This is a genomic window from Marinobacter sp. CH_CUG1437-1, from assembly GCF_037029655.1.
Taxonomy (GTDB): Bacteria; Pseudomonadota; Gammaproteobacteria; order Pseudomonadales; family Oleiphilaceae; genus Marinobacter; species Marinobacter salsuginis.
In genome coordinates, this window is record NZ_JAYMEW010000006.1 from 130,353 (window position 1) to 154,093 (window position 23,741).

17 protein-coding genes are annotated in these 23,741 nt (G+C 57.2%); 1 reads left to right on the top strand and 16 read right to left on the bottom strand.

Features of this window, described 5'->3' with window-relative positions; all coding sequences use genetic code 11:
• Positions 1 to 30: 30 nt before the first annotated feature.
• From rpmI to WA411_RS15845, 16 genes are all read right to left on the bottom strand, one after another.
• Positions 31 to 222 (bottom strand): 50S ribosomal protein L35, encoded by a 192-nt coding sequence (gene rpmI, locus WA411_RS15770; protein ID WP_007151842.1) that lies wholly within the window; start codon positions 220 to 222, stop codon positions 31 to 33.
• Between the two features lie 95 nt (positions 223 to 317).
• The gene (gene infC, locus WA411_RS15775; protein ID WP_083231826.1) at positions 318 to 863 is read right to left on the bottom strand and encodes a translation initiation factor IF-3; all 546 of its coding nucleotides are present in this window, start codon (positions 861 to 863) and stop codon (positions 318 to 320) included.
• Entirely contained in the window at positions 860 to 2,785 is a 1,926-nt protein-coding gene (gene thrS, locus WA411_RS15780; RefSeq protein WP_291908112.1) for a threonine--tRNA ligase, read from the bottom strand. The genes infC and thrS overlap by 4 nt, the downstream gene beginning before the upstream one ends.
• Positions 2,786 to 2,937: 152 nt before the next feature.
• Positions 2,938 to 5,538, bottom strand: coding sequence for a TRAP transporter permease (locus WA411_RS15785; protein WP_291908114.1), 2,601 nt, complete (start codon positions 5,536 to 5,538; stop codon positions 2,938 to 2,940).
• Positions 5,539 to 5,620: 82 nt separating this feature from the next.
• The gene (locus WA411_RS15790) at positions 5,621 to 6,604 is read right to left on the bottom strand and encodes a TAXI family TRAP transporter solute-binding subunit (protein WP_069183852.1); all 984 of its coding nucleotides are present in this window, start codon (positions 6,602 to 6,604) and stop codon (positions 5,621 to 5,623) included.
• A gap of 185 nt (positions 6,605 to 6,789) precedes the next feature.
• A complete protein-coding gene (locus tag WA411_RS15795; RefSeq protein WP_136631671.1) occupies positions 6,790 to 9,174 on the bottom strand; it encodes an efflux RND transporter permease subunit in 2,385 nt (794 codons plus the stop codon).
• Positions 9,175 to 9,220: 46 nt separating this feature from the next.
• The gene (locus WA411_RS15800; protein ID WP_291908118.1) at positions 9,221 to 10,369 is read right to left on the bottom strand and encodes a WD40/YVTN/BNR-like repeat-containing protein; all 1,149 of its coding nucleotides are present in this window, start codon (positions 10,367 to 10,369) and stop codon (positions 9,221 to 9,223) included.
• A 146-nt stretch (positions 10,370 to 10,515) separates the two neighbouring features.
• A complete protein-coding gene (locus tag WA411_RS15805; RefSeq protein WP_153634473.1) occupies positions 10,516 to 11,904 on the bottom strand; it encodes a DUF1329 domain-containing protein in 1,389 nt (462 codons plus the stop codon).
• Positions 11,905 to 12,040: 136 nt separating this feature from the next.
• Positions 12,041 to 14,683 (bottom strand): aminopeptidase N, encoded by a 2,643-nt coding sequence (gene pepN, locus WA411_RS15810; protein WP_291908121.1) that lies wholly within the window; start codon positions 14,681 to 14,683, stop codon positions 12,041 to 12,043.
• Between the two features lie 81 nt (positions 14,684 to 14,764).
• Positions 14,765 to 15,604: a DUF2797 domain-containing protein gene (locus WA411_RS15815; RefSeq protein WP_291908122.1), complete on the bottom strand. Its 840-nt coding sequence runs from the start codon at positions 15,602 to 15,604 to the stop codon at positions 14,765 to 14,767.
• Positions 15,601 to 15,891: a YeaC family protein gene (locus WA411_RS15820; protein WP_069183857.1), complete on the bottom strand. Its 291-nt coding sequence runs from the start codon at positions 15,889 to 15,891 to the stop codon at positions 15,601 to 15,603. The genes WA411_RS15815 and WA411_RS15820 overlap by 4 nt, the downstream gene beginning before the upstream one ends.
• Positions 15,892 to 16,056: 165 nt before the next feature.
• Complete coding sequence (locus WA411_RS15825; RefSeq protein ID WP_291908125.1) at positions 16,057 to 16,920, bottom strand: rhomboid family intramembrane serine protease; 864 nt, start codon at positions 16,918 to 16,920, stop codon at positions 16,057 to 16,059.
• 43 nt (positions 16,921 to 16,963) lie between these two features.
• A complete protein-coding gene (locus WA411_RS15830) occupies positions 16,964 to 17,977 on the bottom strand; it encodes a metallophosphoesterase (protein ID WP_069183859.1) in 1,014 nt (337 codons plus the stop codon).
• A gap of 2 nt (positions 17,978 to 17,979) precedes the next feature.
• The gene (locus WA411_RS15835) at positions 17,980 to 18,864 is read right to left on the bottom strand and encodes an NAD(+) kinase (protein ID WP_008170512.1); all 885 of its coding nucleotides are present in this window, start codon (positions 18,862 to 18,864) and stop codon (positions 17,980 to 17,982) included.
• 111 nt (positions 18,865 to 18,975) lie between these two features.
• A complete protein-coding gene (locus tag WA411_RS15840) occupies positions 18,976 to 20,223 on the bottom strand; it encodes a DNA repair protein (protein WP_069183860.1) in 1,248 nt (415 codons plus the stop codon).
• 205 nt (positions 20,224 to 20,428) lie between these two features.
• A complete protein-coding gene (locus WA411_RS15845) occupies positions 20,429 to 22,498 on the bottom strand; it encodes an NADPH-dependent 2,4-dienoyl-CoA reductase (RefSeq protein WP_291908130.1) in 2,070 nt (689 codons plus the stop codon).
• 153 nt (positions 22,499 to 22,651) lie between these two features.
• On the opposite strand from WA411_RS15845, the gene WA411_RS15850 reads away from it, so the two are divergent.
• Positions 22,652 to 23,701 (top strand): AraC family transcriptional regulator, encoded by a 1,050-nt coding sequence (locus tag WA411_RS15850; RefSeq protein WP_291908132.1) that lies wholly within the window; start codon positions 22,652 to 22,654, stop codon positions 23,699 to 23,701.
• Positions 23,702 to 23,741 lie beyond the last annotated feature (40 nt).

The following is a 23,741-nucleotide window of genomic DNA, read 5'->3' on the forward strand; positions in this document are numbered from 1 at the left end:
ACTTTCTAAGGAATGATTCTCGCGGCTGGATCAGCACGCGGTCATACGCTTGATAGATGCAACATCCGACTTGGCGATGAGCTTGGTGCCGCGCAGCTGACGCTTACGCTTCGGGCTCTTCTTGGTCAGGATGTGGCTGGTGAAGGACTGCTTGTGCTTGAAGCCGGTGGCGGTTTTCTTGAACCGCTTGGTGGCTCCGCTTTTAGTTTTCATCTTGGGCATTTTTTAAAACTCCGCATTCTATTTTTAAATAAACAATGATGTGCCCCTGAACGACAAATCCCCCGCATGCGCGGGGGACAAGCACCCGATCAGGTTCACTTCTTCTTGCGGGGCGCCACTACCATGGTCATCTGCCGGCCTTCCATTTTCGGCCGCATCTCTACCTGGGCAAGCTCTTCCACGTCGGATTCGATGCGCTGCATGAGCTGCATACCAATTTCCTGGTGTGCCATCTCACGGCCTCGGAAACGGATCGTGATTTTGCCGCGGTCCCCGTTTTCAAGGAAACGTATCAGGTTGCGTAGTTTGACCTGATAATCCCCTTCTTCAGTTCCGGGACGGAACTTAAGCTCTTTAACCTGCGTCTGCTTCTGTTTCTTCTTGGCAGCCGCCTTGGCTTTCTTCTCTTCGAAGATCTTCTTGCCGTAGTCCATTATCTTACAGACGATCGGATCGGAATCCGTAACCTGCACCAGATCAAGGGTAGCCTCTTCGGCCTGCTTTAGAGCTTCCTCAATTGGCACAATTCCGACCTGGTTGCCTTCGGCATCGATCAGGCGGACTTCAGTTGCGTCAATATTCTCATTGATAGGCGCTTTCGGAGTACGCCCACCCCGATTCGTTCGCTGTTTAATAATCAGATCTCCGTCTTGGTTCTGCCTTTGCGTTGAATTTCATCAGCCAACAGCTGTTCGAACGCTTCAAGCGATAAAGTTCCCAGATCTTCGCCCTTGCGGGTACGTACGGCAACCGCGTTATTCTCGATTTCCTTGTCACCTACGACGACAAGATAGGGAACCTTGTTAAGAGTATGCTCGCGGATTTTAAAGCCGATCTTCTCGTTTCTCAAGTCAGCATTAACCCTATACCCCAAAGAATCCCACTTTTTCGCCAGATTCTGACAATAATCACGCTGATTATCGGTAATATTGAGGATTGCCACCTGTGTCGGCGCGAGCCAGGTCGGGAATGCTCCTTCGTATTCCTCGATCAGGATCCCGATGAAACGCTCGAAGGAACCCAACACCGCCCGGTGCAGCATTACCGGAGTTTTCCGCTCCGAATTGTCGGCAACATACTGCGCTCCCAGACGACCCGGCATCGAGAAGTCTACCTGGATGGTGCCACACTGCCACACCCGTCCGATACAGTCTTTCAGGGAGAACTCGATCTTGGGCCCGTAAAAGGCCCCTTCGCCCGGCAGCAGTTCCCAGTCTACGCCCTCACGATTCAGCGCCTCTTCCAGGGCGGCTTCCGCCTTGTCCCAGACTTCATCGGAGCCAACCCGCTTTTCCGGACGGGTTGAGAGCTTGTAAAGGATTTCAGTGAACCCGAAATCCGTGTAGATTTCGTGCAGCATTTCAATAAATGCCGACACTTCCTGCTGGATAGCGTCTTCTTCACAGAAGATATGGGCGTCGTCCTGGGTAAAGCCCCGAACCCGCATGAGTCCATGCAACGCTCCGGAAGCCTCGTTCCGATGGCAGGAACCGAATTCTGCCAGCCTCAGCGGAAGGTCCTTGTAGCTTTTCAGCCCCTGGTTGAAGACCTGCACGTGGCACGGACAGTTCATGGGCTTGATGGCGTAGTCGTGTTTTTCCGACTCGGTGGTGAACATGTCGTCCTTGAACTTGTCCCAGTGCCCTGACTTCTCCCACAGGGTTCGCGACACCACCTGTGGCGTCTTGATTTCCTTGTAGCCATGCTCCTGCTGCTTGCGGCGCATGTATTGCTCGACTTCCTGGTAGAGCGACCAGCCATCGGGATGCCAGAACACCATGCCCGGCGCTTCTTCCTGCATATGGAACAGGCCAAGCTTCTTGCCAACCTTGCGGTGATCCCGCTTCTCTGCTTCTTCCAGACGGTGCAGGTAGGCCTTCAGATCTTTCTTGTTGCCCCAGGCAGTTCCGTAAACGCGCTGAAGCTGCTCATTACTGGTGTCGCCCCGCCAGTAGGCGCCGGCCACCTTGGTCAGCTTGAAGGCTTTCAGTTTGCCGGTGCTTGGCACGTGGGGACCGCGGCACAGGTCGATGAAGTCGCCCTGGCTGTAGAACGAAAGGTCTTCGTCGCCCGGAATGTCCTGGATGATACGGACCTTGTACTCTTCGCCCATCTCTTCAAAGAGCTTGATCGCCTCATCACGGGACATGATGGAGCGCGAAACCGGAAGGTCCTGCTTGGCGAGCTCTTCCATACGCTTCTCGATCCGCGCCAGGTCCTCATTGGTGAACGGGCGGTCGTACTTGAAGTCGTAGTAGAAGCCGTTGTCGATCACCGGGCCGATGGTAACCTGGGCCCCTGGGAACAGCTCCTGAACAGCCATGGCCATCAAGTGCGCCGTGGAATGGCGAATGATATCAACGCCCTCCTCGTCACGTTCTGTGACAATGGCGAGGTCGGCATCATTCTCGATGCGATAGCTGGTGTCCACGAGCTGACCATCCACCTTTCCGGCAAGGGCGGCTTTGGCAAGGCCAGCGCCAATATCGGCGGCAACGTCATGAACGGTTACGGGTTCGGCAAAACTGCGATGGCTGCCATCGGGCAGGGTTACGACGGGCATGAAAAGCTCCTGTTGGTTACTCAGCGGTGATCTATACCAGAGACCACATGGTGACGGCGCGACGCGATACAAACCGCGGGCCGATTCGAGGCGAAGTCTAACAGAAAAAAACCCGGCAGGTTAATGCCGGGTTTCTCGCATCCAGGGCTCTATCAGGCCGCCTGGCCGGCTGCCTCTTCGCGGGCCCTTCGCCGGAGCTGGCCATAGGCCAGAAGACCCAGAAGCGCCAGGGCCGGAATGAACATCAGCTCCTTTGGCGGTCGCGAAAGCTGAACCTGCACGGCATCGATGGTCCAGCCAAACTGGATACCGACCTCTTCCGCCGGGCTGCCAAACCCGACAAAGTCCACCGCCATTTTGTCGCCGTCAGGGCTCAGCTCCAGGCCTGCCTCCATCAGTCTCTGCTCAGGTGTCTCGCCTGCGGGAATCGGCAGCCGCACATAGGTGCTCACCTCATCGCCATCGATATTCATGCCAGATGCCTTGAGGATGATCGGCTGGCCCGCCGGAACCTCTTCGACATACTCCATGACCTGTGCACCCGGCTGGTCTTCAGTCGGCGGGTAAACCATGTCCCACCAGAAACCTGGACGGAACATGGTGAAGGTGATGAGCAGCAGCAACACTGTTTCCCATTTATAGCTCTTGGTAAACCAGTAGCCCTGGGTAGCGGCCGAGAATACCAGCATGGCCGTGACCGCACTGAAGATGGTCACCAGCAGGTCAAACCACCCCGTCAGGCCGATCAGCAACAACTGGGTGTTGAAGATAAACATGAACGGCAGGATTGCGGTTCGAATATCGTAGGTAAAACCCTGCACACCGGTCCGTATCGGGTCGGCACCCGAAATGGCCGCCGCCGCGTAGGCGGCAAGACCCACCGGTGGCGTATCATCCGCGAGGATGCCGAAGTAGAACACAAACAGGTGCACCGCAATCAGCGGTACGATCAGTCCGTTCTGGGCACCAAGGGTGACAATCACCGGCGCCATCAGAGTGGAGACAACAATGTAGTTCGCGGTAGTTGGCAGCCCCATACCGAGAATCAGACTGATAATGGCGGTGAAAATGAGCATGAGCAGCAGATTGCCGCCAGACAGGAACTCCACGAAGGCCGTCATTACGAGGCCAATACCCGTCAGGGTGACGGTGCCCACCACAATCCCTGCGGTGGCGGTCGCCACGCCAATACCCACCATGTTGCGAGCGCCGGTGGCCAGCGAATGGGCCAGATCGAAAAAGCCGTCTTTGGTCAGGCGGGCGAAGTCGCCACGCTTGCGGAAAAAGGCTTTCAGCGGCCGCTGGGTGATCACAATGAAGATCATGAACACGGTAGCCCAGAACGCGGAAAGCTGGGGTGAAAAGCGCTCAACAGTCAGGCACCACACCAGGACCACCACCGGCAGCAGGAAATACAGGCCGGTTTTCACGGTTGGCCCGACCGGAGGCAGCTCGCCCATGTCCTTGTTCGGGTCGTCCTCTTCCAGCTCAGGGAAACGCGTCGCGTAACCTACCAGGGCGACATAGACGGCTACCAGCAGCGGCGCCAGCACCCAGATGGCTGCCTCGCCGAGCAATGTCTTCATCCAGCCTATGCCGTAGTACACAACCAGAGTGAGTATGATCAGGCCCAGCAGCATCACCACCCAGTTCAGCATCCGCTGCGCCATGGTGGGCTTGTTCAACCGCTCGATGCCCTGCATGTTCAGCTTGCAAGCTTCGAGGTGCACGATGTAGACGAGGGCGACGTAGGAAATCATCGCCGGCAGGATCGCGTGCTTGATGACCTCAAGGTAAGAGATACCCACATACTCAACCATCAGGAACGCGGCTGCGCCCATGATGGGCGGCGTCAGCTGACCGTTCGTTGAAGCAGCCACTTCGACGGCGCCAGCCTTGGTGGCTGGAAAACCCACCCGCTTCATCAACGGAATGGTGAAGGTCCCGGTAGTCACCACATTGGCGATGGAGGAACCAGAGATCACACCACTCAGGCCACTGGACACAACCGCAGCCTTGGCCGGGCCGCCCCGCATGTGACCAAGCATGGCGTAGGCCACCTTGATGAAATAGTTGCCGGCACCGGCCCTCTCCAGCAGTGCGCCGAACAGAACAAACAGAAAGACAAAACTGGTGGACACCCCGAGCGCCACACCAAACACGCCTTCCGTACCCAGCCATTGATGGGAAGCCAGCTTGCTAAGACTGACGCCCTTGTGGGCAATCACATCCGGCATGTAGGGGCCGGCAATAGAGTAGGTTATGAATACCGCGGCCACGATGGTCAATGGCAGACCAAGTGAACGCCGGGTAGCTTCCAGCAGCAGCACCAGACCGATCAGCGCAACCCAAAGATCCTGGGTGATCGGCGCACCGGGACGCGTCGAAAGCTCTTCATAAAAAACGTATAGATAAGAGGCACAAAACGCCGCCACAACGGCGAGGATCCAGTCGTAAATTGGGACCGCGTTAACATGACGACCACGGATCATCGGAAAAGACGCGAAGGCCAGGAAAACGGCGAACGCCAGGTGAATCGAACGGGCTTCCGTCGAATTGAAAATGCCGAAATCCAGAATAAACGGGAGCGGTGACGCAATCCAGAGCTGGAACAGCGACCACACAAGGGGAACGATGAACAGAATAACGGCCGCGTAACCGGTCGCCGCCCTGCCCCCGGTTTCGGTCTGCAGGATTTCTTCTACATTGCCGCCGCCAGCGCTACCTCCGTTCGACGGATCGCTCGTTGCCATAAGTTCTTCCTGTAGCGTGAAAGGTTGTTCTCTGGAGGGAAACCCGGCGGGCCTGGGCCCGCCGGTCCGGTTTCAGGTCAGATCAGTCGATCAGACCGGCTTCCTTGTAGTACTTGGCAGCACCCGGGTGCAGCGGCGCACTCAGGGCATCAGAGACCATCTCTTCCTTGTTCAGATTGGCGAAGGCAGGGTGCAGACGCTTGAAGCTGTCGAAGTTTTCGAACACCGCCTTGACCACGGCGTAAACCACATCTTCCGGTACATCGGTGGAAGAAACAAAGGTTGCCGCTACACCGAAGGTAGTGGTGTCTTCGTCAGAGCCACGGTACATCCCACCCGGGATGACCGCTTTGCGGTAATACGGATTCTCTTCGATCAGTGTCTGGGTCGCCTCGTTATCAACGTTGACAATCACGCTGTCACAGGAAGTAGTGGCTTCCTTGATGGCGCCTGAGGGGTGCCCGACGGTGTAGAAGAAAGCGTCGATGTTGCCGTCGCACAGGGCCTGTGACTGCTCGGCGGCCTTGATCTCAGCGGCGAGGGCAAACTTGTCCATGCCCCAACCCATTTCTTCCATCAGAACCTCGGCAGTGGCCCGCTGGCCAGAACCCGGGTTACCAACGGAAACCCGCTTGCCTTCCAGGTCTTCAAAGGTCTTGATGCCTGAACCCTTGCTAGCAACAACGGTGAACGGCTCTGGATGCAGGGAAAATACCGCGCGAAGGTCCTTGTTGGCGCCATCGTCCTTGAATTGGCTGGTGCCGTTGTAGGCATGATATTGCCAGTCGGACTGGGCCACGGCCAGATCAAGCTCGCCCTGGCGGATAGCGTTCAGGTTGTAGACGGAGCCACCGGTGCTCTCAACGGAGCAGCGGATACCATGTTCTTTACGGTCCATGTTCACCAGACGACAGATCGCACCGCCGGCCGGATAATAAACACCGGTTACACCACCGGTGCCGATAGTCACAAAGCGCTGCTCCTGCGCGGAAACGGAGGTGGAAGCAGCACCCAGGCTGACTGCGGCAGCGACAGCAAATGCGGAGGCTTTCAGTTTCAGTGTCATGTGAGTTCTTCCTTTTTTCTGTTCATTGTAATGAAGCGCCCGCCTCGTGGGCGGGCAAATGGTACGAACACCGTAAAACATAGACCACTTCACACCATAAATAAAGTATGGATTAGCTCGCTAAACGGTTGAGCAGACAACAAAAAAGCCCGCGATGCGGGCTTTTTTGCAGATAATTGCGAGTGTTATTTCGCAGCTCGGGCCTTGGCGAGCATCTGGTCCGGCCGCAGCAGGAACCGGGCCAGAGCCGGCAACAGCCAGATGGCTCCCACCATATTCCACAGGAACATGAAGAACAGCAGGAAGCCCATGTCGGCCTGGAACTTGATCGGCGAGAAGATCCAGGTGACGACACCCAGGCCCAGCGTCACACCTGTAAACATAACCGCCTTACCCGTGGAGCGCAGCGTCTCGTAGTAGGCCTCCTGGAGTGTTTTGCCCTCAAGCAGGTATTTCTCCAGCTTGCTGTAGATATAGATGCCGTAATCGACACCTATACCAACACCCAGGGCAATAACCGGCAGGGTTGCCACTTTGATACCAATGCCGGACACCGCCATGATCGCCTCGCAGAGGATCGACGTCAGTCCCAGAGGTATCACGATACACAGTACCGCGCGGACCGAACGGAAGGTCACGAAGCACAGCAAACTCACCACACTGTAGACGAGAATCAGCATCTTGTCCTTGGCGCCGGAGATAACCTCATTGGTCGCAGCCTCGACACCGGCATTACCAGCCGCCAGCAAGAACCTGTGTTCCTCGTTGCTGTTCTTCTCGGCAAACTGTTCCACGCGCTCAACGACGGTTTCCAGGGTCTCTGCCTTGTGATCCTCAAGGAACACCAGCACCGGGGTCAGACTACAGTCGGTATTGATCAGACCGGCAGGCGCTTCGCGAATGGAAGCATTGATGATGGTCTGGTTGCGGGAGATCTCGTACCACTTCCAGTTGCCTTCGTTCAGAGCCTTGGTGACCATCTTGGAAACATCTGCGAGGGATGCCGAGGACTGTACGCCCGGCGTGTTCTGAAGCTCCCATTGCAGGGTGTCCATGGCCCGCAGCACATTGTACTGGGTGCACTGCTCTTCCGGCGTTTTAACCATCACCACCAAGACATCCGCACTGGTGGAATAGTTATCGATGATGTAGGCGTTATCCTTGTTGTACCGGGAATCCGCACGGAGCTCCGGCGCGCCCTGGTCAAGGTCACCGATTTTGAGATCCTGCTTGTAGTAGAGACCCAGGCCAAGACCAATGACAGCAATCAGCAGGGAGATGGGCGCCACGCCCGGATGCGAGAAGTAGGACATCGCGCGCCACTTTCGATCCTGCTTTTCACCGTGGTTCTGTACGTGGCGGATACCGCCCTTGGAGATACCAACGTAGGACATGATCAACACATGCAGAACCAGGTTGGTGAGGATGACATACGCCACACCAATACCCGCGGCAATCGCAAGGTCCCGGATAACGTCGATCTCGATAAAGAACAGGGTCAGGAAGCCAAAGGCGTCCGAGATCAGTGCCAACATGCCAGGTATGTAAAGGGCCCGGAAAGCCAGACGCGCGGCAGTCACCGCGTCGAAGCCCTTGGCAGCTTCAACGGCCATGGCGTTGACAATCTGAACACCGTGACTGATACCGATCGCGAACACCAGGAAGGGCACCAGTACGGAGTAAGGGTCAAGACCGTACCCCAGCAACCGAAGGGTCCCCAACTGCAGGAAAACGGCAATAATCGAGGTGAAGACCGGAACCAGGGTCCCGGCAATGGCCCGGGAGTACCAGAACAACAAAAGCGTGGTCAGCAGGATGGTAATCCCGGCAAACCATGCAATGGATCCGATACCTTCAATCAGATCACCAACCTTCTTGGCGAAACCGACAATATGAATCTGGATGTTCGGGTTCTGCTCTTCGTACTTTTCCCGGATTTTTTCCTCGAGCTGACGGGAAAATTCGCCGTAATCCAGGGCCTCACCGGTTTCCGGATTTTTCTCGTACAGTGGCGCGTAAACGATCGTTGACTTGAAGTTGTCGGAAATCAGGCGACCAACTTCGTTTGAACGCAGAACATTCTGACGGAGCTGCTCAAGGCTGTCCCGGGAGCCGTCGTAACCGTCCGGTATAACCGTACCGCCCTGGAAACCCTGTTCAGTAACCTCCACCCAGCGCACGTTCGACGTCCACAGGGATTTGAGACCGGAACGATCCACACCATTGAGGTAGAAGACCTCGTCAGTAATCTGCTTCAGGGTCTCCATGTACTCCTGGGTGAAAATATCGCCCTCTTTTGCCTCGACGGCGATACGGACAAAGTTACCCAGGTTTTCCAGGTCATCCCGGTGCTCGAGCATGTTCACGATATAGGGATGCTCAAGAGGAATCATCCTCTCGAAACTGGCATCAGGCTGGATCTTGACGGCGTTGTAACCAAGAAACAGCGTCAATACGGCAAAAAAGATAAGAATGATCGGCCGGTTATTGAAGAGCAGCCTTTCGAGAAAGGGTTCCGCCTTGGGCGTGGTCAGGTAGTGCTCGCCCTTGTCATGCTTAGGGTTGGACATTCAAAAGCCCCTCTATTGTTCGTTCGGTTGTTGCCACATCAGGGCGTTATTGAAGGTTTCTTCCACGGGCGTCTGTAATTTTCGCGCCACCTTCGCCGACAATCAGCAGGTCTGTTCCTGAAATAGGCACGGCACTCATGACGCCCTCCCGATCACTGCGGAAATGCTCTCGAAAGGTTTCTGCGCCATTGGTACTCACCAGCACCGCGCCACCGTTACCCACGAGGGTAATGCGGCCATCTTCAGCAACGACGCCGCTGTTGAGGGTCGCCCCGGCAGAATTCGGGACCATCCGCCAGCTCTTGCCCAGATCGGAAGAGAACAGCATGTTGCCCCGGAGGCCAAACGCGAGAATCTCGTTCACCTGACCTGTGCCAATAACACCGAACAGGGAGCCTTCATAGGGTGCCTCGCGGCGCTCAAAGGTCTCACCACCGTCCACAGAGACGTGTATCTGACCGGCCTCACCCACAACCACAAGGGCTCCACCCGTAATCCGGGTAATGCCATTCAGGTGGAAGTTCTGCCGGTTATCAATTCTTGGCGCCCAGTCTTTCCAGGTTTCACCGCCGTCCATCGTACGCAGGAACATGCCGTAGGCTCCCACCACAAAACCGCGGTTCTCGTTTTCGAACCAGACGTCCAGCAGCGGGTTGACCGGACCGATATCCATGTCCGCCTGAATGTTCTCAAGGGCAAAGTAAAGATCGTCCAGTGCCCACTCGAGGTCTTCTTTTTCTTCCTCAGGCGCTTCTTCGATGCGCTCCTGCATGGCAACAATCTGTTCTTCGCGGCTCTCGATGGCCAGCTCCATGGCCCGGATCCCGTCGATCTGAAGGCTCCAGGTGGCTCCGGCGTCAGTGGTTTTGAGAACCACGCCACTGTGCCCCACTGCCCAGCCATGGGTGTCGGTACCGAAATCAATCGCTGTAAGGGTCACAGAAACAGGAACTTCACCCTGAACCCAGGTTTTCCCCTCGTCATCCGAGTAGATGATATGCCCGCGTTCTCCGACGGCCACAATACGATCACCAACCCGGGTCGCATCGGTTAGAAGATTCTCCGGGGCCAGATCCGTTAGCCGGGCCGGGGTTTCGATGATATCTGCAAGCGCAAACGCTGCAGGGGCAGACCAGACCATGGAAAGTCCAAGGCAGGCAGCGCCCAGAGTCTTGCACATCAACCTTTTAGCCATTCAGATTGCCTATTATGTTGTATTGAACTGTGTCTCTGACCGGCAAAGCCGGGAATAACTGTAAACATACCGGCAACCCTGCGGTTGCCGGTATGTCGGGTCGCCACTTCCTGTGGGCGGGGACGCATCCCTCGACCAACAGTGCGCTAGCGAACACTCCTGCGGCGCAGTGACGCCGGCGAGAAGTAGCGCGTATTGGGGACCTCGTCGGTGAACACGCGGGTGTTAGCCTCTTCTGTGTCCAGACCGAGCACATGATAACGACGGGCCTGAAGGTCATGATAGACGTCAAGAACCGTCCACACACCCGGAAGTTCATAATAATTTTTAGGCAGCCCCATGGTTACACGCCAGAGTTCGCCACGGCCGTCGTACTGGTCAAGCAGAACCGTATTCCAGCTGTCCTCGTCAATGTAGAACCGGCGCTTGCCGTAAATATGGCGTTCACCATCTTTCAGCGTGGCTTCAACCACGTGAACGCGATGGAGTTCCCAGCGGGTGAGGTCCGGATTCAAGTGGGAGATTCCCAGAATTTCCTCGTACGGAAGACCTTTTTCACCGATGCGGTAATTGTTGTAGGGGATGTAGATTTCCCGCTTGCCTTCGTAATTCCAGTTGTAGCGGTCCAGAGCCCCGTTAAAGATATCGGTGTCGTCTGCCGTACGCAGGTTATCGGCCGCTGCAATCGGGGAATCGTAACCCAGGTTCGGTGCCCTGCGCACTCGACGCTGGCCGGCGTTGTAACCCCAGCCGTTCCGGGGATTGATAATCTGGTTCAGGGTCTCGTGAATCAGAATCGCACCACCGGCCAGTCTGGGTGGTGACTGGGTAAACGACAGGTAGTAGAAGATCACGTTGTCCAGATCTTCTTCACCGCCTTCCGGATTATAGTAGTTGAAGAAGGCTTCCTGCTGAGAGGTCACCAGCGAGTAGTCGCCGTTGGTCTGAACCGCCACCTCACTGGAACGACGGGTTACATTAACCCCGCGCCAGCGGGTCAGATGGTTCCAGACCGCCTGCCAGGCCTTCTGCTCGTCATTTCCGTGCAGGATTGGGAAAGGGTAGCCCCCAAATGCGCCATCCAGGCCTTCGCCCTGACCCACAATCTCTGCGTTTACCGCGTTTTCACGGGTATTCTCAGCCACCCAGTCGGGAACGGCATGGGTACGACGAGTCTGATAAACGGGTACCCGGAATGTGGTGGGGTAGGTTTCCAGCATCGCCTTCACACCGTCAGTAAGGTATTCCTCATACTGATCCATGTTGGCGGGCGTGATGGTAAACAGGACTTCATCATCCGGGAACGGATTGATGTGGTGCTGTCCGCTGCCCTCATAGCCGGGAGGCGGTTCTGTCAGCCCACCGGTCCAGGCCGGGATAGTACCGGCACTGTTGCCGGCCTTGGGTGAGCCAAAGGGTGTCAACTCCTGGCCCAGACGGGCCGCTTCACTGGCGGAAACCGCCGCCCACGCAGGCGCTGATGCCACGGAGAGAGCCAGCAGGCTGCCGAGAATCGCATTTTTGTTATACATCATTGTGAAACCTTAAGTGCGTCTGGAAGCCTCTGCGGAGGCTTTTTTATTGTCGTCTGATGGAATTACAGACCTTACTCCAGATTACCCGATCCCAGACTAAAGTCTATCGACCGAAAGTGCGATTTTGTATCTGACTTCAATCGGCAAGGCTCTTGTGCACCACCTCATAGACATCCCTGGACAATCCCGACTTGTCACGAATCCGCTCAAGGGCGGACTTCATCCGGGCACTGTACGACGGCGCAAACTTTCTCCACCGGGTCAGCGGCGTCACCAGACGCGCGGCAATCTGGGGGTTACTGTCGTCCAGGCGACAGACCTGATCCACCAGGAACTCGTAACCAGAACCGTCAGGATTGTGGAAAGCAGCCAGGTTCTGACCGGCAAACGCGCCCACCACAGAGCGAATCTTGTTGGGATTTTTCCAGTCGAAGGCCGGGTGCTCCAGAAGTCTCTGGATGTCCGGAAGCTGACCGGCCTGGTCGCTGGCCGCCTGCACAGAGAACCACTGTTCAACAACCTGGGGATCATCCTTGAAGCGATCGTAGAATTCATCCAGCGCCTGCTGGCGGTCAGACTCGAAGCCTGAATTCACAAGCGCCCGCAAAGCGCCCATCCGATCGGTCATATTGTCGGCGGCGCTCAACTGACTCACCGCCAGCTCCCGGCCCTCCTGGTCGTCAATCATCAGCAACCAGGCCAGCGCAGTGTTGCGCAGGCTACGACGGGCAATGGCTTCCGGTGTCACCTCGTAAGGACCGCCGTCCTGATGGCGCTGGTAGCACGCGATGAGTTCGGCTTTCAGGGCGCCCGCCAGATGGCGAAGTACCGCGTCGCGGGCGCGGTGAATGGCTGGTACGTCGGCGTTATCGGCCAGTTCAATCAGGTAGGCCTCGGAGGGAAGTTGCAGCATCTTGGCCACCAGGGCCTGATCCAACTCAGTGTCGGAAATCAGCTTGCGATAGGCTTCGACCAGTCTGGGTTCAATTTCCGCATCGTCAGGCGCGCCAACCAGCGACTGGATGACATCCACAGCCAGTCTCTGGCCCGCATCCCAGCGATTGAATCCATCCGGATCGTGGCTCATCAGGAAGAGCAACTGTTCGCGACTCCAGGCGTAGCGAACCCGAACCGGTGCGGAGAAATGCCGCAACAGTGACGGGACCGGCCTGGATTCGATGCCATGAAATTCAAACAAATGGGTCGCTTCGGTCAACTCCAGGACCCGCTCCGTCGGGGCATCTGCCTCACCCGCCCCAAGCTGTAACGGCAGCGGCTGGCCGTCCTGCCCCAGCAGGCCCAACGCAAACGGTATGTGTTGCGGCTTCTTGTTGGTCTGTCCCGGAGTATCCGGAATGCTCTGTTCGATGTTAAGGCGATACACCCCTTTATCGGCGTCATAGTCGTCCGAGACATTCAGAACCGGCGTGCCGGCCTGCTCGTACCAGAGCCGGAACTGGCGCAGATCACGACCCGAGGCGTCCTCCATCGCTTTGACAAAATCATCGGTAGTGACCGCCTGGCCGTCATGGCGCTCAAAATACAGATCGCTGCCCTTGCGGAACAGGTCCGGCCCCAGAAGGGCGTGAATCATGCGCACCACTTCTGCACCTTTCTCATAAATGGTCAGGGTGTAGAAGTTGGAGATTTCCATATAAGACGCAGGCCGCACCGGGTGCGCCATGGGGCCACCGTCTTCCGCAAACTGGGCCGTACGCAGCAGGGTCACATCTTCAATCCGCTTCACGGTTGGGGAACCCATATCCGCCGAGAACTGGGAGTCCCGGAATACCGTGAAACCTTCTTTCAGGCTGAGCTGGAACCAATCGCGGCAGGTAACGCGGTTCCCCGACCAGTTGTGGAAATACTCGTGGGCAACGATCGCCTCAATACGCTGGAACGCCAGGTCCGTGGCGGTTTCCTGACTGGCCAGCACGCAGGAGGAGTTGAAGATGTTGAGCCCCTTGTTCTCCATGGCGCCCATGTTGAAGTCGTCCACCGCCACGATCATGAAGATATCGAGGTCGTACTCGCGGCCATAGACTTCTTCATCCCAGCGCATGGAACGCTTCAGGGAATCCATGGCGTGATCGCACTTCTCGGCGTTGCGAGGCTCCACGTACATGCGCAGGTCAATGCCACGACCTGAACACGTTGTGAAGGTATCCCGCTTCTCGACTAGGTCTCCGGCCACCAGGGCAAAGAGATAGCAAGGTTTGGGGAACGGGTCTTCCCAGGTGACAAAATGCCGGCCGTTTTCCAGCTCGCCTCTTTCCACATCGTTGCCATTGGAGAGAAGCACCGGGTAGGCGTCCTTGTTGGCTTCGATGCGGGTACGGAAACGTGCCATCACGTCCGGACGGTCCGGGAAGAACGTAATGCAGCGAAATCCTTCAGCCTCGCACTGGGTGCAGAACATGCCCGATGATTTATACAGGCCTTCAAGACGAGTGTTGTTCTGGGGCTCTATCCAGGTCACCACAGTCAGCGTGAACTGTTCTGGTACCGAGCGAACCACAAGCTGATCTCCGCGGTCTTCATAATCACCCGCGGCGAGCTGGGCACCATCCAGGGCGAGGGATTCCAGCGTCAGGCTGTCGCCATCAAGCTCCAGGGGTGCCGACACCTCATCAGAATCAGGGTTGCGGCGAAGCTCAAGCGTACTGTGCACTCGCGCCCCGTCCTCAAACAGCTCGAACCTCAGGTCGACAGTGTCGACCAGATACGCAGGTACCTTGTAATCGCTCAAATAAATGGTCTGTGGCTGGCTGGTACGCATTGCATTTCTCCAGAGTTCGCGGCCTGCGGACGCAGCATTCATAGCCCACAGACGTGAAAAAATTGGCCGGGCGAGGCGCTGTCAGCCTTCCAAAACCCGGAACCGGACTTCATAGCCGGTGAATTTTCGAATGTTAATCACACCGGTATCCAGAATAAGGTACTGCCCTTTGATGCCCTCAAGAACGCCCTCTACCTCCGGCGTTTTGTCGAGGTTATGGGTTTTGATCTTTTCTGGCCAGATCTGGACGGGATAGCTCAGACCAAGGCCCTCTTCGTCTACTGCCCGGATAGAATCCTCACCGTGGGTCTTCCGGAGCGCATCAAGATCGGCGGCGATCAGTCCAAGCATTCGTTGGCGCTCCTTCGCCAGATCCAGCTCGGGAACGTCGCCCTTGAGCATGGCCCGCCAGTTCGTCCGGTCGGCCACGTGTGTTTTGCAGGCAACCTCGACCAGACCGGCAATGTACCGCGTCGCAACTCGCACCATCGGGATGGCGTCCACCGCACCCTGGTCTATCCAGCGGGTTGGCACCTGGGAAGCCCGGGTAATGCCTACCTTCAGGCCCGACGAATTGGCCAGATACACCACATGCTCCACCATGCAGTGGGTTTCGCCCCACTCCGGCTCTCGGCAGGTGCCAAGGTGATAGTGGCACTTCTCCGGACTCATGATGCAACTGTCACAAGCCGCCAGTTTGCGGAAGCAGGGGTAACAAAAGCCCTGATTGAAGCTTTTGTTGGTCTTCCGGTCGCAGTGAATGCACCGGATCACGCCATCGAAATCCAGGCGCAACGGCCGCCCGATCAGATCATTCAGGGGAATGCGGGTGTCGCCCACGGAAATGGAGTACGCCACAGGTTCCCCCGCCTCCACCGGCATTTTGCGCAGCCGGCCCGCAACATCAATCAGCTCACTCAAGACTTGACCTCAACAAACTGGTCGGGATCAACATCGCCGTTGCCCTGGGTGCGCCGAACCGATGGATCACAGGCAGTTCCCGCCTTGCTGCCCCGGTCGAGATAGCCGGTGCGTTCCTCTTCCGGAATGTTGTGCAGATTTTCGTAGTAGATCACTGCTTCCAGGCTGATTTCACGCTGCTCGGGTGTCAGCTTGCGGCCATCGGGCCATTTTCCGAGCTCAATGGACTGCCGGAGACTCCGGTAAACATTCGGATCCAGTCGCTCGATAAGTTCTTCGTAAGTCATCCCGCTCTCCTGAAAAAACGTTCATCAAAAATGTGGCGGAATCGTTTGACAGAATCAAACGATAATGATTATCATTGCCCCACCAAATGACGACGGTCGTATCATTTGGTCTCTCTCATCAGGAGCTAAAAGCTCTTTTAACGCCCCGCCTCTGGCGGGGCTTTTTTATGCGCCCCTTCTGCGTGTTACGGGCAAAACCACCGCAAGGGCCAGTCCGGCAATAAATCCCCCCAGGTGCGCTTCATTTGCCATACGCCCGAGCCCGATGATTTCCGGGAGCGACGTAAACCCGATCACCATCCATGCAACCGCAAAGGTAACCAGCGCCGGCGGAAACTGGAACCGCGGTGCCGTTCGCTGGCTCAACCAGCAATAGCCCAGAATCCCATAAACAACCCCCGATAGCCCACCGAAAAGAGGTCCGGACACGAAATACTGCAAGCCGTTGGAGATCAGGCTCGTGATCACAAACAGGGTGATCAATCTGGCCCGACCGTCGAACCATTCGATCTGGCTGCCAAGAAACCAGAGCATCACGGAGTTGAAAATGATATGGGTCCAACTAAAGTGCAGAAAATCCGGCGTGAGCAGTCGCCAGATCTGGCCACTGGCCAGGGTCGCGGTTAACGCGTCGATGCGACCGGCCAACGTACTCCAATCATAATCCCGGGGGTCAATCATCATCAGGCTGGCCGCCAGTTCATTCTGACCCATGGCCGTGAGCCAGACCATGGCCACGGCAAAGACAATGATCCCGAGGACCAGCGGCGCGTGCCTCGGTGAAGGCTGCCAGCGCCCGCCAACAAACACCGGCGACCGATTCTGGCGGTCCACAGCTTGCCTGATTTCGGGCTCCGCCATGAAGCGGTCCAGGGCGGAAAGCACGGGTTCAGCATGGGCAGGGTCTTCCAGCCAGAGCACCTGGAATCCTCCCTCTTCCGTGATCCGGTGCGCCACACCCTGGCCGCTCAGCCAACGACTGAAGCCAGCCAGGTTCACCGTGGTATCCAACTGCTTGACTCGGTACACCGCTTACTCCGCCTCCGGGATTGGTTCAGCCGAAACGCATGGTTTAGCGCGCGACACTGTCTTCGCTGGTGGGATAGTCCGGTTGTTCCGGCCTTTCCACATCTACCCAGACAAACTTGTCACGGGAAAGTGCCCGCTCGCCATCCATCCGGTAGGCCACCAGCCGGCCATACTTCACGGCACTGTAGTCAATGCAGGCAACGTTGGGCTTGAGCGGCGCCGGCTCACCTTCCATCCAGTAGTGACCAACAAACACCGGCGGCGCATCCAGGGGATAACTGATCAGCTGCCTACGCTCCGCATCGGTCAATACCCGGCTTGCCACTTCCGGAGGCAGCGGGTCTGGCTGAAAGACAACATCGGAATAGGTGTGTGGATCGTCAGCCCAGAACTTGGTTCGGAAAAACTCACGCACATAGCCGTCCCGACCGGTGATGGCCATACCCTCGGGGAGCCTGAGATCCGTTCCGCGCAGAAGGGTATCCATAACCTGCCCGGCAAAGGACTCAATAGCAGCAGAAGCGTGCAGGAAATCCTCATCAATGCAGGCACCACCCTGCACCTGTTTGAATTTTTCGATCAGATCGCCGTCCCAGCAGGCGTGTACAACACGGAAATCCTCATCGTCGATGAACAGTGGTATGGTGTAGAACCACTCGAGAAACTCATTCCACTCGTATGGATGGGCCTCGAACTGTTCCAGAGTTTCCCGGATCAGACGGTTATGTCGGGCGTTGTGCTCACGCAGGAAGGTTTTGCCGCTGCCCGGCCGCGCCCGCGTGCAGTAGCCCAGGGCATTGTACTCATGATTGCCCATGACAATGCGCGCCGAACCATGCTCCACCATGTCCCGCACAAGGTGCAGCGCCTCGCGAATCCGCGGGCCACGGTCAATGATGTCGCCGATAAAGATGGCCTGACGACGCGGGTGCTGATAAACCCCGTTAACTTTGCGGTAGCCCATCTGGTCCAGCAATCTGGCCAGGGTATGGGCGCAGCCGTGAATATCACCAATGATGTCGTAACCGCGACTTGCGGTCGATTTTGTTGCAGCCATGATCAACTCGCTGAAATCTCACTAGCCCAGCCAAGCTTGTCACGGCAGGTGGCGTAGAAATTGTGGTCAGTGGGGTGAATCAACCGGATCTTGAACGGCTTTTTGGTGATGCGAATGATATCGCCCGGCGCGCAGGCAATGTTCATCTGGCCGTCAAAGCTGATTTGCGGATAGGTTTCATTGGTCTCCCCGATCACCAGCTTGATCTCACTCTTGCCATCGACAACGATCGGCCGGCTACTGAGAGTGTGGGGAAACATGGGCACCAGGACAATGGCATCGAGCTTGGGATGCATGATAGGGCCGCCAGCGGAGAGCGAGTAGGCGGTAGACCCGGTCGGCGTGGAGACGATCAGGCCATCCGAACGCTGGCTGTAAACAAAATGACCGTCAATAAACAGATCGAAACCAATCATCCGGGTGGATTTACCCGGATGCAGCACCACATCATTCAGGGCGGTACCGAACCCCAGAGGCTGGCCATTACGCTCCACGTTACCATCCAGCAGGAACCGGGTCTCCTCCATGTACTCGCCTTCCAGAACTTTACCGAGGCGCTCCTCAAGATCGGAGGGCGATATGTCGGTCAGAAAGCCCAGGCGGCCACGATTGACCCCAAGCAGGGGAATCTTGGACTTGGCCAGCTCACGGGCGGCGCCCAGAAGACTGCCATCACCGCCGACCACGATCACCAGATCACAGATCTCGCCCAGCAGTTTTTTGCTCGCCACCTGCAGGCCATGCCCGGGCAACATGCTGGCGGTGTCTTCCTCAAGAATGACGTGGTAGTTGTTGGTGATCAGGTACTGTTTGAGCTGGCGCAGTGACTCGACCACTTTCACGCTGCCCATACGACCAATCACACCAATGTTCCTGAACTGATCCATGAAGTTTCCTGTGGTGTCGGAATGCGGTGGGGACGAACGAAACCGTTACCCCGGGGACAATCTGGCGTACAGTTTAACGAAAGTCACCCCGATACTGAAAAAGTTCCGGCCTCAGGCCTGGTGTTTCTCGCACCGGTCATCAATACCCGGACGGAACTCCGACGGCTGGCTGATTCGAAGAATGGGCTCGCCACACGGCTTGCCGTCCTCGTTTTCATGGCCACAGACGGGGTTCTCGTAATGCTCGAGCCACTCCCGATAGGCAGGTTCGTTCATACCGCAGCGTTCCGCTGCGTAGGCGGTAGGATTGCTAAAGTATGTATCAATATCTTTGAAAGGCAGCGTCACATGGCCGACGCCGGGCTGGTAGGCCACCAGAAACACGGACTGGCGTTTGAGGTGGTCCATGATGGAGTCTTCCGGCGGCTCCCGATTGCGCAGCTCGTGGTTCTCCTCCTCGAGGGCAACGATTTTCTCGTCCCTCAGTTCCAGCTCCCGCTGGCGCCGCTCCAGCTGTTCCCGGAGCAGCAGGAGTTCTGCGCTCGCGTTTGAATCCTCGCGCTGTTTTTCCTCACCAACGGCAGCCATCTGCTCCTGCATGGCGAGGTACTGTTCGTTTCGCTCCGACAAGCGCTTTTTGAGCTGCTCATTGCTCAGGCGCTGACGCTCGTACTTCTGCTCGAGATCGGCAATATCACTGCGTAAACCCTGGATTTCCAGCCGATGTTCGCGCTGGATGTCCGAGAGGGCATCGCGGTGAACACTCTGCAGGGTCTTGATCCGAAGGCGCTGTTCCCGGATGAGTTGCGCCAGACGGGAGCGATCCGCCGCCGCAGCCGACTCCTCCCGCTCGGAGGAATCTTCCGCCTGTTCGCTCAGAACCGGAATATTCTCTTCCTGAACAGGCTCCACTTTCCGGAATTTCAGGCTGTTGGCTTCAACCGCTTTGCGGATCGCCTGGAAATGGTTGTTCCCGGGCGTCATGTCCGGGTCCCAGAGATCCTCCTTGAACTTGGGGTCAGGGCATTGACTCCGGCAAACCAGCCGGATCGCACCACCACCCATGTCAGGCCCTTTGGCGCCTGTTCTGGCTAACTCTTCAATAGGTAGGTTCCAATGGCTGTCTGCCCGACCTTCCTCATCAAACCAGATTTTGAAGAAAACCAGGGCCTGCACCTTGAGGTCAGGACTCAGCTCAACCAATACAGCCCTGACCTCGGTTTCGGCGAGATCGGACAGCCCTACATAGCCATCCAGGAAGGCCCCGAATTCGGTAGCCCGCATCTCGCGGGCCACCTGGTTCCCTTCCACAAAAAATACCGCCGAATACCCATCGGTTGCCTGGTCGGCAGACACCATTGCACGCTCTCCACAAATCGTCGATTCGACACCACACGACAGAACCCCGAAAGGTGTTCCATCTGATCGTGATGCCGCCCCTGCTATGCCGACAATCCTGAGGCAGCATAGAAGGGACAAGCAGTCAGACCCAAAGCTATTAGTCTAGCCAGACAATCGTGTCTGCACAGGGAAAAACTGCAACGATTTGTGATCGTGTTTACGCTCAGAGCTCTGCAGCCAGACGACTACCCTGATTGATCGCCCGCTTGGCATCCAGTTCTGCAGCCACATCCGAACCACCAATCAGGTGTACCGGCACGCCAGCAGCCTCCAGATCGCTCTGCAGCTCACGCAGCGGCTCCTGACCCGCGCACACGATGATGGTGTCCACAGGCAGCACACGGTCTTCGCCCTGCTCTGCGCCTTTCGGCGTGACCGTTATGTGCAATCCCTCATCGTCTATCTTGCGGTAGGTCACACCCGGCACCATCTGTACCTGGCGGTTTTTCAGGGAGGTACGGTGAATCCATCCGGTGGTCTTGCCCAGATTCTTGCCCACCTTCGATGCTTTACGCTGCAGCAGGTAGACCTCACGGGCAGGCTCCGGCACCTCGGGCTCAACACCCTGAATACCGCCCCGGTGCTCCACACTCAGATCCACGCCCCACTCACGCATGAAGTGATCAGTGTCGACAGCGGCCGATGTACCCTTGTGGACGATAAACTCGGAGACGTCGAAGCCGATACCACCGGCACCAATCACCGCCACTTTCTGCCCAACCGGCTTGCGCTCCAGCAGCGCATCCAGATAACCGATCACTTTCGGATGATCGATGCCTTCAATTTCAGGAGTACGCGGCTTGACGCCGGTCGCCAGGATCACCTCATCAAAGCCGCCGGCCTTGAGATCCTCGGCGCTGACACGGGTGTTCAGCCGGACATCCACCTGGTGCTTGTCGAGCATCACCCGGAAATAACGCAAGGTCTCGTAAAACTCTTCTTTGCCGGGTATCAGCTTGGCAACATTGAACTGGCCGCCAATCTCACTGCCGGCATCGAACAGTGTCACCTTATGGCCGCGTTCTGCAGCCACCGTGGCAAACGCCAACCCGGCAGGGCCGGCACCCACGACCGCGATAGACTTGGGCGCAGCGGTCTTCACATAGGTCAGTTCGGTTTCGTGACAGGCGCGGGGATTGACCAGACACGATGTCAGCTTGCCGCTGAAGGTGTGATCAAGACAGGCCTGGTTGCAGCCGATACAGGTGTTGATCTCATCAGCGCGGTCCTCGGCTGCCTTCAGTACCAGGTCGGCATCTGCGAGGAACGGCCGGGCCATGGACACCATATCGGCATCACCCTCGGCCAGAATCTTTTCGGCCACGTCCGGCATGTTGATCCGGTTGGTGGTGACCAATGGAATGCTCACCTCCCCTTTCAGGCGCGCCGTCACCTTGGTAAAGGCCCCGCGGGGAACCGACGTGGCAATGGTGGGCACCCGGGCCTCGTGCCAGCCGATGCCGGTGTTGATAATGGTCGCACCCGCCTTCTCGATTTCCTTGGCCAGGTGCACAACCTCTTCCCAGGTGCTGCCGTCCTCAATCAGATCCAGCATGGACAGACGGTAGATCAGGATGAAGTTCTCTCCCACCCTTTCACGAACCCGACGGACGATTTCGATCGGCAGGCGAATCCGGTTTTCGTAGCTGCCACCCCAACGGTCGGTGCGGTGGTTGGTGTGGGAAACAATGAACTGGTTGATGAAATAGCCTTCCGAACCCATGACCTCAACGCCATCATAACCGGCTCGCTGCGCCAGTGCGGCGCAATCCGCGTAGTCCTGGATCTGCTTTTCAATACCTGCTTCATCCAGCTCCCTGGGCTTGAATGGGTTGATCGGTGCCTGGATGGCGGAAGGCGCTACCAGCTCCGGAGAGTAGGCATAACGGCCAGCATGGAGAATCTGCATGCAGATCTTGCCATCGGCTGCATGGACGGCGTCGGTGATAATCCGGTGCTTGTCGGACTCCTCTTCGGTGGTCATCTTGGCGGCGTGCTGGAACACCCCTCCTTCCACATTCGGGGCAATACCGCCAGTCACGATCAGACCAGCGCCACCGCGGGCACGCTCGGCATAGAATGCAGCAAGACGTTCGAAGCCATTTTTGGCCTCCTCCAGCCCCGTATGCATGGATCCCATCAGGGTGCGATTGCGCAGCTTGGTAAAACCAAGATCCAGCGGCTCGAGCAGGTTCGGGTATTTGGCAACGCCTGGCGTCGTGGTCGCGGTCATAGTCGGTCTCCTCATCGTGATCTTTGTCGGGGCTCCCCCAAAGCCAGGGCCCCGTTCATTGTTGAGCCTTAAACTACTCGCGCTCCTTGCCATCGACAATATCCCAGGATAACATTTTATTATCCTTGCATAACATGTCTGACAAAGACTTTAATGAGCAACTCCACGCACGCCCCACCCAAACGCCGTAACTCACTGGGAGACATCAGTGTCCTCTATGTATCTGCGCTGATGAGGGCAGCCGAGGCAGAAGGCGCCAACAGTACCGAACTGGCATCCCGTTTCCAGCTTGACCAACAGACACTGACATCGCCTGAAGCACGGATCAGCATTCCAAGATTCATGCGCCTGGGGCACGCTGCCATCCATGAGACTGGCAACCCGGCCCTGGGGTTGAGAATGGGTGCATTATCCCGCCCCGTCGACGCCGGCATTGCCGGGCTCGCCGGAGAAACCGCCAGCACTGCCGGGGCAGCGATCAGCACGTTGATTCGCTACGCCCTGCTGACCAGCCGCAACAGCCGCGGCGTGCCAACGGTTCGACCAGACCTTCGGCAGGCGCAGTTTTATTCGATTCGCCCGTACAATGGCTTTAACTATTTCGTAGTGGATTCCGTTCTCGCCGCCTGGACCCAGTTCCTGCGAACCGTGACCGGCCGCTACGATGTTCTGGAGAGAGTTACCATCGAATACCGGTCCATCGGGCAGGATGACCTGTTCGAAGGCTGGTTCCGCTGCCCGGTGCAATTCGGAGCAACAAAGAACAGCCTCACCGTGCGGCAGGACATCTGGGAAAGCGCGAGCCAACAGGCTCAACCGGCCATGCATGAAAAGCTCACAGAGCTGTGCGCACGGGAACTGCAGCAGATCCAACGGGGGTGGACGACGGGAGACCGGGTGAAAAACCTTCTCACACCGCTGTTCCGGGGCGAGACGCCCAGCCTGGAAACCATCGCCATGAAACTTGGGGTGGCACCCTGGACACTTCAGAGACAACTGGCTGCCGAGGGAACCGGCTTCCGGGAACTTATGGATGAAACGCGGAAACAGCTGGCGCGGGACTATATTCGGGAAACAGAGACATCACTGGCGGAAATTGCCTGGCTTCTTGGTTTTGCCAATCCTGCAGCCTTTCACAAGGCTTATCGGCGATGGTTCAACCTGAGCCCGGGAGAACACCGAAAGCGAATCCGGCATTCCTGAAATCAGAGCTCCATGGCGTCATCCCAGCCGTCATCGTCCT